Annotated in this window: 16 protein-coding genes; 8 read left to right on the plus strand and 8 right to left on the minus strand. The window is 68.4% G+C overall.

Annotated features, from left to right (window positions below; translation table 11 throughout):
• Positions 1 to 4: 4 nt before the first annotated feature.
• Positions 5 to 853: a bile acid:sodium symporter family protein gene (locus A9X04_RS25175; protein ID WP_231985816.1), complete on the minus strand. Its 849-nt coding sequence runs from the start codon at positions 851 to 853 to the stop codon at positions 5 to 7.
• Positions 854 to 959: 106 nt separating this feature from the next.
• Between A9X04_RS25175 and A9X04_RS25180 the strand changes: the two genes are divergently transcribed.
• Complete coding sequence (locus A9X04_RS25180) at positions 960 to 1,631, plus strand: hypothetical protein (RefSeq protein ID WP_067926707.1); 672 nt, start codon at positions 960 to 962, stop codon at positions 1,629 to 1,631.
• A gap of 46 nt (positions 1,632 to 1,677) precedes the next feature.
• Here the strand turns inward: A9X04_RS25180 and A9X04_RS25185 are convergent, their stop codons facing one another.
• Entirely contained in the window at positions 1,678 to 2,448 is a 771-nt protein-coding gene (locus A9X04_RS25185) for an SDR family oxidoreductase (RefSeq protein ID WP_067926624.1), read from the minus strand.
• An 83-nt stretch (positions 2,449 to 2,531) separates the two neighbouring features.
• Here A9X04_RS25185 and A9X04_RS25190 point away from each other — a divergent pair, with 83 nt between their 5' ends.
• Positions 2,532 to 3,008 (plus strand): nuclear transport factor 2 family protein, encoded by a 477-nt coding sequence (locus A9X04_RS25190; protein ID WP_067926627.1) that lies wholly within the window; start codon positions 2,532 to 2,534, stop codon positions 3,006 to 3,008.
• 11 nt (positions 3,009 to 3,019) lie between these two features.
• Here A9X04_RS25190 and A9X04_RS25195 read toward each other — a convergent pair whose 3' ends face one another.
• Complete coding sequence (locus tag A9X04_RS25195; protein WP_369829017.1) at positions 3,020 to 3,856, minus strand: DJ-1/PfpI family protein; 837 nt, start codon at positions 3,854 to 3,856, stop codon at positions 3,020 to 3,022.
• Complete coding sequence (locus A9X04_RS25200; protein ID WP_067926633.1) at positions 3,766 to 4,716, minus strand: GlxA family transcriptional regulator; 951 nt, start codon at positions 4,714 to 4,716, stop codon at positions 3,766 to 3,768. Before A9X04_RS25200 ends, A9X04_RS25195 begins: the two co-directional genes overlap by 91 nt.
• Before the next feature lie 109 nt (positions 4,717 to 4,825).
• Between A9X04_RS25200 and tpx the strand changes: the two genes are divergently transcribed.
• A complete protein-coding gene (gene tpx / locus A9X04_RS25205) occupies positions 4,826 to 5,320 on the plus strand; it encodes a thiol peroxidase (RefSeq protein ID WP_067926635.1) in 495 nt (164 codons plus the stop codon).
• Between the two features lie 12 nt (positions 5,321 to 5,332).
• Here tpx and A9X04_RS25210 read toward each other — a convergent pair whose 3' ends face one another.
• A complete protein-coding gene (locus tag A9X04_RS25210; protein ID WP_067926638.1) occupies positions 5,333 to 5,716 on the minus strand; it encodes an NYN domain-containing protein in 384 nt (127 codons plus the stop codon).
• 145 nt (positions 5,717 to 5,861) lie between these two features.
• Between A9X04_RS25210 and A9X04_RS25215 the strand changes: the two genes are divergently transcribed.
• Positions 5,862 to 7,046, plus strand: a complete 1,185-nt coding sequence (locus tag A9X04_RS25215; RefSeq protein ID WP_067926641.1) for an acyl-CoA dehydrogenase family protein — start codon at positions 5,862 to 5,864, stop codon at positions 7,044 to 7,046.
• 20 nt (positions 7,047 to 7,066) lie between these two features.
• Here A9X04_RS25215 and A9X04_RS31145 read toward each other — a convergent pair whose 3' ends face one another.
• Positions 7,067 to 7,783: a PE domain-containing protein gene (locus A9X04_RS31145; RefSeq protein WP_067926644.1), complete on the minus strand. Its 717-nt coding sequence runs from the start codon at positions 7,781 to 7,783 to the stop codon at positions 7,067 to 7,069.
• A gap of 187 nt (positions 7,784 to 7,970) precedes the next feature.
• On the opposite strand from A9X04_RS31145, the gene A9X04_RS25225 reads away from it, so the two are divergent.
• From A9X04_RS25225 to A9X04_RS25235, 3 genes are read left to right on the plus strand one after another with little or no spacing between them, the layout of a single operon-like run.
• Positions 7,971 to 8,873 carry an NAD(P)-dependent oxidoreductase gene (locus A9X04_RS25225; protein ID WP_067926647.1) on the plus strand — a complete coding sequence of 301 codons (903 nt, stop codon included), beginning with the start codon at positions 7,971 to 7,973 and terminating at the stop codon, positions 8,871 to 8,873.
• A 9-nt stretch (positions 8,874 to 8,882) separates the two neighbouring features.
• On the plus strand, positions 8,883 to 9,332 hold the full coding sequence (locus A9X04_RS25230) for a helix-turn-helix transcriptional regulator (protein ID WP_067926650.1): 450 nt from the start codon (positions 8,883 to 8,885) through the stop codon (positions 9,330 to 9,332).
• A gap of 4 nt (positions 9,333 to 9,336) precedes the next feature.
• Entirely contained in the window at positions 9,337 to 9,747 is a 411-nt protein-coding gene (locus A9X04_RS25235) for a VOC family protein (RefSeq protein WP_067926653.1), read from the plus strand.
• Between the two features lie 87 nt (positions 9,748 to 9,834).
• Here A9X04_RS25235 and A9X04_RS25240 read toward each other — a convergent pair whose 3' ends face one another.
• Positions 9,835 to 10,089, minus strand: coding sequence for a hypothetical protein (locus A9X04_RS25240; RefSeq protein WP_067926656.1), 255 nt, complete (start codon positions 10,087 to 10,089; stop codon positions 9,835 to 9,837).
• 326 nt (positions 10,090 to 10,415) lie between these two features.
• On the opposite strand from A9X04_RS25240, the gene A9X04_RS25245 reads away from it, so the two are divergent.
• Complete coding sequence (locus A9X04_RS25245) at positions 10,416 to 11,063, plus strand: heme-binding protein (protein ID WP_067926659.1); 648 nt, start codon at positions 10,416 to 10,418, stop codon at positions 11,061 to 11,063.
• A gap of 157 nt (positions 11,064 to 11,220) precedes the next feature.
• Here A9X04_RS25245 and A9X04_RS25250 read toward each other — a convergent pair whose 3' ends face one another.
• A complete protein-coding gene (locus tag A9X04_RS25250) occupies positions 11,221 to 12,231 on the minus strand; it encodes an NADP-dependent oxidoreductase (protein ID WP_067926661.1) in 1,011 nt (336 codons plus the stop codon).
• Between the last annotated feature and the right edge of the window lie 62 nt (positions 12,232 to 12,293).

Below are 12,293 nucleotides of genomic sequence, written 5' to 3' on the forward strand. Positions count from 1 at the left end.
CCAGTCAGGGCGGCGTCACCGCGCGCCGTCGAATCCAAAACGTGTAGACCGCACCCACCGCGGCGGTGATCAGCCCGTAGAGCGCGACCGCCCCGTGTTCGTCCGCGTTGGGAAAGTTCGCCGATGCGATCGTCAACGCCGTCGCGGGGTGCCGGCAGCTGCTGGCGAATGCCAGCATCGCCGATGACTCTCGTTCGGGGCCGCCGAGCACATGCCCGACGACGACCGTGCCGCCGACGAACAACACCATCGCCACTAGCGTCGATTCGCCCAGGAGTTTCCACATGCTCGGCGCGGCGCCGATCAGGAGGACGACCATGGCCACCGGCAGAGCCCACCGCTGCACGCGGTCGATCGGTCCCCCGATGCGCGCCGCGACGGCCGGCCACCGCGCTCGGATCGCCATTCCCGCGGAGAGCGGCGCCACCACGGACATCAGCATCAGTTCCGCGATCGCCCAGGGGCTTGCGACATACTGGCGCCCGAACATCCGCCCGATCAGTGGCGCGGCCACCGAGATCACCGGAACCGCGAGGACGGCGAGCACCAGGACGAGGCCTAGCCCGTATTGAGCGCGCCCGCCCGCCTTTTCGCCGCGCCGCGGCAGCAACGGCGGCAACGGTGAAATCGCCAGGGTGACAAGCGCGATGGCGACCTGGGGGCGCAGGTCGAGCACCCCCACCAGCACACCGGCAATGACCGGCGCGGCGACCATGACGGCCAGCAACGAGCGAGCCAATAGATCCGGTAGGCGCAACACGTACGCGACGTCGGCGAACCGCGCGGTCAACCCGTAACCGAGGATCACCACGAAGAGGCTGACCTGGAAAGCTATGCGCGCCGCGTCGGCCATGGTCACACCGGCCAGCCTGCCACGCCGGCCTCGGAGCGGTGCCGAGATGGCCGAGTACCACCACGGGAGGCCGCGCCGGATGGCCCCGGGGTGGCATCCTGGCCGTGTGGGTGTGCTCATCCGGTTGGCGGAGCTGTTGATCGTGATCCTGCCCCTGGCGGGTGCGACCGTCGCGGCGGTGCGCGCGTTCGGGGCCAACCGCCGACAGGCGGAGCCACCGCCGCGTGCGGACCACGCCGAAACACCGCGGGCCGAGCCACCGCGGACCGGCGACGATCACGTCGCACGGTGGCGGTCGCTGCGCCGCGTCCTCGACGAGCACGGCCGCACCGACGCGCGATGGCTCGCGTATGAGCTCGACGCCGCCAAGCTCCTCGACTTCCCGCTCATGACCGACATGCGCGATCCGCTCACGGTGGCCTTCCACAAAGCCAAGCTGCGAGCCGACTTCCTGCGCCCCGTCAAAGCCGAAGACCTGCTCGACGACCGTGACGTCGCCGCGCAATACCGGCAGGCCGTCGAGGATTACGTGACGGCCTTCAACGCCGCCGAGACAGAGGCGATGCGCAGGCGTCGCAGTGACTTCTCCGGGGCCGACCAGCAGCGGATTGCGCGGGCTCAGAACCTGCTACGGGTGGCTTCGGATCCCGCGGCGACACCGCAGGAACGCGGGCGCGCGTACGATTTGGCACGCCGGGAACTCGACGGCCTCATCGTCTTGCCGGCCACCACACAAGCCGGGATCGAGCGGGGGGTCTCCGGGGAGCTGGAGGGGTGACCGCGAAGCCGGGCCCACTTCGGCCGGCGCATCCGAGTCACCTGACCTATGGGCAGGTGTATCCGCCGTCGATCACGATGTCGGAACCGGTCATGTAGCTGGAAGCCTCGCCGGCCAGGTAGAGGTACAGGCCCGTGAGTTCTTCGGGGCGGCCGATCCGCCCGAGCGGTATCTTCGGCTCCCACTCGCGGTGGTATTCGGTCAGCGGCTCCACGAGTTCGGTGAGGATGTAGCCCGGGCTGACGCTGTTGACCCGGATGTTGTGCGGCGCCCACTCCACGGCCATGGCCTTGGTCAGGTGGATCACCGCCGCTTTGGACGTGCAGTAGTGACCCACCTGCTGCGGGATGTTGATGATGTGGCCGGACATCGAGGCCGTGGTGATGATGCTGCCGCCGAGGCCCTGCCGGACCATCGCCCGTGCGGCCGCCTGCGCGGTGAGGAAAACGCCTGTGACATTGGTGCTTTGGATCCGTTCGAACTCTTCGGGGGACATGCCGAGCATCGGAGTCACGGTGATGATGCCGGCGTTGCAGACCGCGATGTCGACGCCGCCCAACTCCGCGGTCACCCGTTCCAGCATCGCGGTCACCTGGTCGGGCTGGGTCACGTCGCAGGGGATGGGCACCACCCTGCCCTCACCGTCCGCCGCGATCTCCCGGGCGACGCGCTCCAGGCTCTCGGCACGCCGCGCCGCGATGGCCACGTCAGCCCCCGCTTGCAGGTAGGCCTGGGCCACCTTCTTGCCGATGCCGCTGGATGCCCCGGTGACCAACGCCCGTTTGCCGCGCAGATCGAACAACTTCAAGACGTTCATGCGATATCCCTTATCCACGTTCATGCGATATCCCTTATCCAGACGAGCTACCTGTAACGGAAACACGTTCTAGTGTGTCCGCCATGGGCAAATTCACCAGGGCCGAAATCGAGCAAGCCGTCGAGAACTACACGCGGGTGGTGGAGGGGTGCAGCGCCTCGGGCGACTGGCGACCTTTCGCCGATCTCTTCACCGAGGATGTCGTCTACACAGAACATCACTACGGGGTGTTTCACGGCCGTGAAGCCGTGCGGGACTGGATCGTCGCCGTCATGGCGCCGTTCCCGCACATGCGATTTCCATCCGACTGGACTGCCTATGACGAGGACAACGACGCCGTCGTCGTGATGATCAAGAATCTTCTGGACCACCCGACAGATCCCGACGGCGAGCCCTTCTGGTTCCCGAACTGGACCCGGCTGGTCTACGCCGGCAACGGCTTGTTCTCCAGCGAAGAGGACATTTACAACCCCAACCGGGACGCGCCCGGCGTGGTGGCCGCCTGGCTGCAGGCCGGCGGCCGACTCGAGTCAACCGAGATCCTGCAGCCCCAGGCCTAGCGGTCGTCAGCTCACCGCCGCGACCGGACGGCGCCCAATGCCTGCTCCCAGGCCAGCATGGTGGCGGCCTTCAGGTTGGCCGGCTTCACGCTGTCCCTGGACAGTAGCGCGGTCGCGGCGGCCTTCGTCGTCGCCGACGCCTTCGACAGATGGCCGGAGTCGAACGGCGGGTGGGGGTCGTATTCGATGGCCAACTGGATCGCCTTGGCGCGGCCTTCGCCACCGATTTCGCCGGCCAGCCACAGCGCCAGGTCGAGTCCCGCCGACACCCCGGCGCTGGTGATCACGTTGTCCTGCAGCACGACTCGTTCATCGCCCACCGGGACGGCGCCGAACGCCTTCAACGCCGGGACCGTCAGCCAGTGCGACGTGGCGCGGCGGCCTGCGAGGAGGCCGGCCGCCGCCAGGATCACCGACCCGGAGCACACCGACGTCGTCCATCGGGCGGTCCGGTGGGCCTGCCGCAGCCAGTCCAGCAGCGCCTCGTCACGGGCATGCACCGGTGTGGACGGGCCACCCGGCACGAGAATGACGTCGGGCGAAGGGGTTCCGGCCAGCGAATGGGTGGCCCCGAGCACCAGCACGCCGGAGTCAGCGGTGATCGGCCCCGGCTGGTGCCAGACGAACCGCACTTCGGCGTCCTGCAGGTTGCGCAGCACCTCGTACGGTCCGATCATGTCCAGCGCGGTGAATCCCGGATAGCTCACGATCGCGATCTGGGTCATGGGTGTCGTCCTCTCGGTTTCAGGCGTCGCTTTCAGGCGAAGGCCTTGCGGTATTGATCGGGCGGGATACCGACCCGGCGAAGGAAGTTGCGCCGCATGGTTTCCGCGGTGCCGAAACCGCATCGGGCGGCGATCGTGACGACGGTGTCGTCGGTCTCCTCCAACTGCCGACGCGCGGCTTCGGTCCGGATCCGCTCGACGTACTGGCCGGGCGCCTCGCCGACCTCGGCGGTGAACACCCGGGTGAAGTGACGCGGGCTCATCGCCGCCCGACGGGCGAGCCGGTCGATGCCGTGCTCACCGCCCGGCTCCGCCTCGATCGCCTCCTGGACGGCGCGGATCGAATGGCGTTTGGCCCGCGGCATCCACACCGGCGCCGCGAACTGCGTCTGCCCGCCGGGGCGCCGCAGGTAGAGCACCAGCCAGCGGGCGACGGTCTGCGCGACTTCGGTGCCGTGGTCGTCCTCCACCAGCGAGAGCGCCAGATCGATCCCCGCCGTGACACCGGCCGCCGTCCACACGGTCTTCGAGCTGCGCAGGAAAATCGGATCCGCGTCGACGTCGATCGCGGGGAATTCGCGGGCCAGCCGCCCGGCGAAGGCCCAATGAGTGGTAGCCCGTTGCCCGTCCAGCAGCCCCGCCTCGGCCGCCAGAAACGCGCCCGTGCAGACCGTGACCACGCGACGGGCGCTTCCGGCGACGGCCTTGATCCAGCCGATCAGCTCGGCATTCGACCGGGCCGCGTCGACACCGCCGCCGCCGGGCAGCACCAAGGTGTCGATGCACTCGCCGGGTTCTGGCAGCGGCGCGGCGACGAACGCGAGTCCGGTCGGGGTGGTGACGGCCTGCCCGTCGGGGGAGGCGACGACGACGTCGTATCCGCCCTCGGTGAGCAGCGCCGCGCCGGTGAAGACGTCGTGCGGCCCCACCACGTCGAGCGCCTGCACGCCGGGATAGCCGACGATGACCACTTTGCGAGCCATGGGATTAAGTGTTGGGCACGCCCGGCATGGCGTCTACGCCGTGTATCCCACCAATTAGGACATGGGACCTGGCCCAGAGCCGTCACGACGGGCTTGGCAGACTGTCGCCATGGCACAGATAACCTTGCGTGGAAACCCGATCAACACCGTCGGCGAACTGCCTGCCGTCGGATCTCCGGCACCGGCCTTCAGCCTGACGGGCGGCGACCTGGGGGCGGTCAGTAGCGACCAGCTCGGCGGTAAGGCCGTGGTGCTCAACATCTTCCCGTCGGTGGACACACCGGTGTGCGCGACCAGCGTCCGGACCTTCAACGAGCGCGCCGCCGCCAGCGGCGCCACTGTGGTGTGCGTGTCGAAGGACCTGCCGTTCGCGTTCGCCCGCTTCTGTGGCGCCGAGGGCATCGACAACGTCAAGACGGCTTCGGCGTTCCGCAGCAACTTCGGCGAGGACTACGGCGTCACCATCAACGACGGACCGATGGCGGGTCTGCTCGCCCGGGCCATCGTGGTGGTCGGCGCCGACGGCAAGGTCGCCTACACCGAGCTGGTCCCGGAGATCGCCCAGGAGCCGAATTACGACGCGGCGCTGGCCGCGGCGGGCTAGGCCCGATCGCGGCTAACGTTCGGCCCGTGGGTCGATGAGCTCACGGAAGCTGGCCGCGGGGTGGACCGAGGCGCCCAGGCTCAGCACGCGGTCACTGAGCCCTTTGTCGGACGTCACCACCCGAATGTCGTGCGGTCGGGGGTCGGCTCGGACCCGGCGGACGATCTCGTCGTCCGCCGAGTTCGCAGCCGCCCTGGGCGCGTAGGCGATCTCGATCACCAACGCGGGAATGGCGGTCGACGGCGGCCGTTCGAAGACGACGGTCACGTCGTCTCCTTGGGCGGCTGCCCATCGGTCGAGTCGGTCCGCCAGCGCGACCATGGCGCCGCCGCGGTCCTTCCACCAACCGTCAGGGCGGCTCCCGATCACATTCATGCCGTCCACAATCCACCGCACGACCCCTAGGGTAGGGCGACGTTTCGCCGCACCGCCGGCGGCCGCGAATTCCGTAGCGCGCCATTTCCGTTCTTGGACGTTGAGCGGTTGATACGGTCACCGATATCAGTTTCCGCTGATGCCGTCGCAATGATGGGACAGGTGAATGACGTCGATAGCCGAGACCGATGACCGGGTCGTGACGCTGGCCCGGGGAATGCGCGAACTGGTGCGCGCCGAGGCCGCCGAATCCGAGCGGATGCGCACCCTCACCCCGGCGATCGTCGACGAGATGTGGGCAACCGGGCTCATGTCCGCGTTCAACCCGGGCGCGGCCGGAGGTGTCGAACCGTCGTTCACCGAGATGATCGAAACCTGGATCGAAATGGCTTGGCAGGACGGCTCTTTCGGTTGGATCGGGATCGCCAACCTGCCTTCGTCGTTCGCGGCGGCGGCGTACCTGCCCGACGAGGGTTTCGCCGAGGTGTTCACGGCGCACGACAACCGCGTCACCATGGGCGGCCAGTTCTTTCCCAATGGTCAAGGGGCCGCCGTCGATGGCGGTTACCTGGTGAGCGGGTCGTGGAACTTCGGCTCGGGCACCGGTCACTCGCAGTACATCGCTGCGGGGTTCTTGCCGATGGACAACGGCGAAATGCGCTGGATCAGTGACGGCTTCCCCGAGATGCGGGTCGCGGTGATCCCCCGGGATCAGATCAATTTCAACGACGGCTGGTTCGTGCAGGGGCTCAAGGGAACCGGGTCCTACGACTACAGCGCCCAGGAGGTGTTCGTGCCGGCGAGCCGCACCTTTGAGCTGTTCACCCGCCAACCCCATCGCGGCGCCGCACCCGCCACCCGGATGGGGCTGATGCCGGTCACCGCCGCCGGCCATGCGTCCTGGGCACTCGGCGTGGCGAAAAGCATGCTCGACGACGTCCAGGAACTGGCCGCGACGAAGTTCCGGATGAGTGACATGGCGTCGCTGGCCAGCCGACCCACCTTCCAGAAGGGGCTGGCGCACCACCGCGCGGCCTGGCGCGCCGCGCGTCTGCTGGTGCTCGACGCGTTCACCACGGCCGAGGCCGCGGTCGCATCGGGCGAGGAGCTGACACCCGCCCTGCGCGCGGACATGCGGGTGGCGGCGGTGTACGCGACCGACACGGCCAGAAGCTGTGCCGAGTGGGCGCACCTGGTCGCCGGCACCACGTCCATCCGGGAGGGCAGCCGGCTGGAGCGCGCCTTTCGGGACATCTACACCGGCACGCAGCACGCCTTCATCAGCGAAAAGGTTGCCATCGATGTCGCGCAGATCTGGCTCGGCATCATCGACGACCAGCCGGGGTTGTGACTCCCTGACCCTGCCGGCGCCTAGACCAGGCGTTCACCCGGCTGTTGCTCGCCCGGCTCGTCGCGCTTGCCTTCGTCGGTATTGCCGGCAAGCGACGAGGCCAGGCCCGGCCCGCCGGCCCCACCGGCCGACGCCCCCTGGCCCAGTGAGCTGAACGAGCTCAGGGGCGCCGCACCGGCGCCCAGCAACGTCGACGCGGCATTGACCGCGGCGGGCATCGCCGGGGCCGTGCTCGGCACCGTGGGCGAGGCGGCCGGCACCGTCGGCGAGGCGGCCGGCACCGTCGGCGCCGGGCCGGCGACCGGACCTCCCGCGACCAGGTTGGCCAGTGGCGGCGTGCGGGGGGCCGAGCCGCCCGCCCCCGGCAGCATCTCCGCGCGCAGCAGTCCACCGCCGCCCGCGGGCCCCACGAAAGTCTGGCCGGCGATCCGGCCGCCGGCCGAGTGCAAAGTGCCCGCCGTCTCCCCGTCGACCTGGGCGTACATCTGGGCGATGTCGGTGAACGCCGTGCCCGTCCGGGCGATCTCTTCCTGGGCTGCGGTGTTGAGGGCCAGCATGGCGGTGCCCTCGGCGGCGAATGCCGCGACGGCCAGCATCGAGACCGCGTCGGCGCCGGCGGGAGCCAACGCGGTCACCGGTCCCGTCGCGGCCGCGCCGGAAGCCAAACCTTGGGTGGCGAGCGCCACCACCTGCAACCCGATGGCTCCCGCGGCGGGGTCGTGTGACAGCGGTTCCATGTGCGTGTGCTCCTGTACGAGCGATGAGCGCCGATACGTCGGGACCAGCTGCGCTGGACGATGAGATCAATTCTAGAGGCGCCGATAGGGTGCTGCCCACACTTTCAGGCGGGCCCGAACCGCGCGAGCACGCCGCCCGAAAGCCCGAAATCGTCGGCCCGCTCCTAACGTCGCCTACTATCAGCGCATGCGCGGCTCGAAGATCCTGATCACCGGCCCGACCGGACAAATCGCGACCCCGATTGCGCGGGCACTCGCGACCGACAACGAGGTGTGGGGCATCGCCCGCTTCACCGACCCAGCGGCACGCGAGGGTCTGGAAAAGTCGGGCGTCCACTGCCAGACGGTCAACTTGGCGGCCGGTGAGTTCAGCGATCTGCCAAATGATTTCGAGTACGTCCTCAACCTCGCGGTGGCCAAGAGCGGGAACTGGGACAAGGACCTCGCGGCCAACGCGGAGTCGGTGGGCCTGCTCATGGCGCACTGCCGCGACGCGAAGGCGTTTCTGCACTGCTCGTCCGCCGCCGTCTACGACCCGCCCGACGACGATCCCCGGACCGAGGGTGCCGCCCTGGGCGACAACCACAAGCCTTTGTTCCCCACCTACTCCATCTCCAAGATCGCCGGGGAAGTGGTCGCCCGGTCCATGGCCCGGGCCCTCGGAGTGCCCACCACCATCGCGCGGCTCAACGTTCCCTACGGGGACAACGGCGGATGGCCGTTCTACCACATGGAGATGATGCTGGCGGGCATCCCAATCCCGGTCTCACCCGGGGCACCCGCACGCTACAACCCGATTCACGAGGACGACATCATCGCGACCATTCCCAAGCTGCTGGAGGTGGCCGCCGTACCGGCGACCACGGTCAACTGGTGCGGCGATCAAACGGTCAGCATCCAGGAGTGGTGCGGCTACCTGGGTTCACTGGTGGGCAAGGAGCCGGTCTTCGAGGTGAGCGACCAGGCGCTCCGCGGCAACCCCACCGACAGCACACGGATGCACGAGCTCATCGGCGGCACCGCGGTTGACTGGCGTGACGGCCTGCGCCGCATGGCGGCCAAGTTCCACCCAGAGTTGGTCGGCGCGTAGGAAGCCCGCGTGCGCCAACGAGCCGATGATGTGCAGCGGCTGCGGAACCTCGCATTGCTCCGCCGCGTCCGCGACCGGATCGATCGGGAGTACGCGCGGCCGCTGGACGTGGACGGGCTGGCCCGTGACGTGCACATGTCCGCCGGCCACCTGAGCCGCGAGTTCCGCCGGGCGTACGGCGAGTCGCCCTATTCCTATCTGATGACGCGGCGCATCGAGCGGGCGATGGCGCTGCTGCGGCGCGGTGACCTCAGCGTCACTGGGGTGTGTTTCGCCGTCGGGTGCTCCTCGTTGGGCACGTTCAGCACTCGTTTCACCGAACTGGTCGGGGTGCCGCCGAGCACTTACCGGCGCCAGGCGGAGGACACGTTGGCCGGCATGCCCCCATGCGTGGCCCAACAGGTGACCAGACCGATCAGGAATCGAGAAGCATCGGTCAGCGGGCCGCGCTTAGCCTGACCGCATGGACATCACGATCCACTCGAGCTTCTTGCCGCACGACGACCCGGAATCCTCGCTCGCGTTCTACCGCGACACCCTCGGCTTCGAAGTCCGCCTTGACGTCGGAAAGGGCAAGATGCGCTGGATCACCGTCGGACCACCGAACCAGCCCGACACGTCGATCGTGCTGAACCCGCCGGCCGCCAACCCAGGCATCACCGAAAGCGAGCGCCGCACCATCGCCGAAATGATGGCCAAGGGCAGCTACGCCACGTTGCTCTTGGCGACAAAGGACCTCGATCGGACCTTCGAGCATCTGCAGGGCAACGACGTGGAGATCGTCCAGGAGCCGACGGACCAGCCCTACGGAATGCGTGACTGCGCCGTCCGCGATCCGGCGGGCAACCTGATCCGCATCCAAGAACTGCGCTGACGAGTCCCGTGGCTCGAGCCGGGCGCGCAACCGCGAAAGTTCCGAACCCCCAAAAGGTTCGGAACTTTCGCCTGCGCTGAACCCGGGTCAAGATCCCTTGGCGTAGCGAGTCAGGAACCCGAACGCCGCGATCCCCGCGACGGCACCGATCACGCCCCACAGCACGAGCTGGAACACCATCGACCCCAGGAACCAGCCGAACGTCATCCCGATGTAGAGGGCCCAGATCAAGCGGAAGGCGCTCCACAGCGCGACCGCCCCGGCGCTGAGGCCGATGTATAGGCTGCGCTGCCGGTCCACCCGATTGATCTGCTCTTCAATGCCGGCCGGGACGATCTTCATTTCTGACTTCCTTTCGTGGGGCGCCGCCGGATTGGCGTCGTCGTTGCGCCAAGTACAGACGCGACAACCGGCTACCGATCCCAAAACTCGCCGCCCGACCGCTTGCGTCACCACTGGTTTGCGCCAAAAGACAAGAGTCGGGCGACACCGCTGTTGGGGAATAACCTCACTTGCGGACCACCGGCAACAGGTGGGTGAATCCAGATGAACGGTCACCCCTCGCGGCTCGCATCTCGGACCCGCTCGCAGGGTGTCCGCTCTGGTGTGCGTTCGCGACGCCGTTGGTCAGCCTTGCCGCTGCTTGAATCGAGAAAGGAAACGGTCCGATGATGAACCCCATCAAGCTCGCCGAGCAGGTGGCCGAATCGGTCCTGGCGGTGGGCGGCATCCGGGTCGGCACCGAGGAGCCGGCGTACACGCGCGAGCCACTGACGGGCGCCGTCGAGATCCGCCGCTACGGTCCGCGGATCGCCGCCGAGACGACGGTCGACGCCGACGAACATCGCGCTCGTGACGTCGGATTCCGGCGGTTGGCGGGCTACATATTCGGCGGCAACCGGGGCAAACGATCAATCTCGATGACGACCCCCGTCAGCCAGCAGTCGAGCGGGGGCGGCCAGCAGATCGCGATGACCGCGCCCGTCGTCCAGTCCGCGGGCGGCGAGACCGGCTGGACGATCCGGTTCTTCATGCCCGCGAAGTGGACGACGGAAACCCTTCCCGCGCCCAACGATGATCAGGTCCGCCTCGTTGAGGTGCCGCCCGCCACCGTCGCGGTGCTGCGATTCAGCGGTGACCGCAGCCCTAAGGCGGTCGCCTTGCGCACGAAGGAACTCCTGAAGATGTTGCAGGACAGCGGGATTCAACAGGCCGGCGATCCCGAGGCCTGGTTCTACGACCCGCCCTGGACGGTGCCGATGCGCCGGCGCAACGAGATCGCAATTCCCATCGATCCGGCGTCCGCGCCGGGCTAGCCCGAATGGGACGGCACATCGGCCCGTTCCTTGTGATGGCGGGAATCCGTATCGCGCCGCTCGGCATCCTGGTGTGGGCCGGCGGATTGTCATCGTTCCGTTCCCGCCGATAACGCCCTTCCGCGGGGTCTACGCCCTCCTCGAATTCGGCTGAGTATCAGCCGACCTTGACCACCAGCTTGCCGACGTTCTTGCCGTCGAACAGCATGTTGATCGCCGTCGGCAGCTGCTCGAACCCCTCGACGACCGTCTCGAGCGGAGTGAGCTTTCCCGCCTCGATCAGGCCGGCGATCTCGCTGATGGCCTCCGCCGCGCGCCCGAAGTGGTCGAGGACGATGAAGCCGCGCAGGGTGGCGCGCTGGATGAGGAGGTTCCCGAACGCACGCGGACCTGGCGGGGGATCCTCCGCGTTGTAACCGGAGATCAGGCCGCAGAGCGCGACGCGAGCGCCGATGTTGAGGCGCGCGAAGATCGCGTCCATGAGCTCGCCGCCGACGTTCTCGAAGTCGACGTCGATGCCGTCGGGTGTCGCCGCGGCCAGTTGGGCGGCCCAGTCGTCGGTGCGGTGGTCGACCGCCGCGTCGAAGCCCAGCCGGTCGGTGAGCAGCGCGCACTTCTCGGGCCCTCCGGCGATTCCGACGACACGCGCCCCCGCGGCCTTGGCGAGCTGACCGGCGACCGAGCCGACCGCACCGGCCGCCGCGGAGACGATGACGGTCTCGCCGGGCTGCGGCTTGCCGATATCGCGAATCCCGATCCACGCTGTGAGGCCGGTCATCCCCAGCGCGCCCAGGTAGGCGCTCGGCGAAACGCCTTGCGCGACCTGGACGGGATTGATCAGCGACGTATCCGAGACGACCGCGTACTCCTGCCAGCCGAGCAGCCCTTGCACCTGCTGACCGACGGCGTAGGTGGAACTCTTCGACGCGACGACCTCGCCGAGGGCGCCCGCTCGCATGACCTCGCCGATGCCCACCGGAGGCAGGTAGGACGGGGTGTCGTTGATCCACGTGCGGTTCGTCGGGTCCAGCGAGATCCAGTCGACCCGCACCAGCGCCTCGCCGTCGCCGAGTTCGGGGATCGCCTCTTCGGTCAGCTCGAATGTGCCGGGGCCGATGCGTCCGACAGGCCGTTCGCGCAGCAGGAAACGACGGTTTCGTCCGGTCATTAGCGCACGGTACCCTCCGCACACCTGCGCGTTCTACCCTGCGTAAAAGGGACGCCGCTCGA

This window comes from Mycobacterium sp. E3247 (assembly GCF_001667785.1).
In the GTDB taxonomy this organism is placed as follows: Bacteria; Actinomycetota; Actinomycetes; order Mycobacteriales; family Mycobacteriaceae; genus Mycobacterium.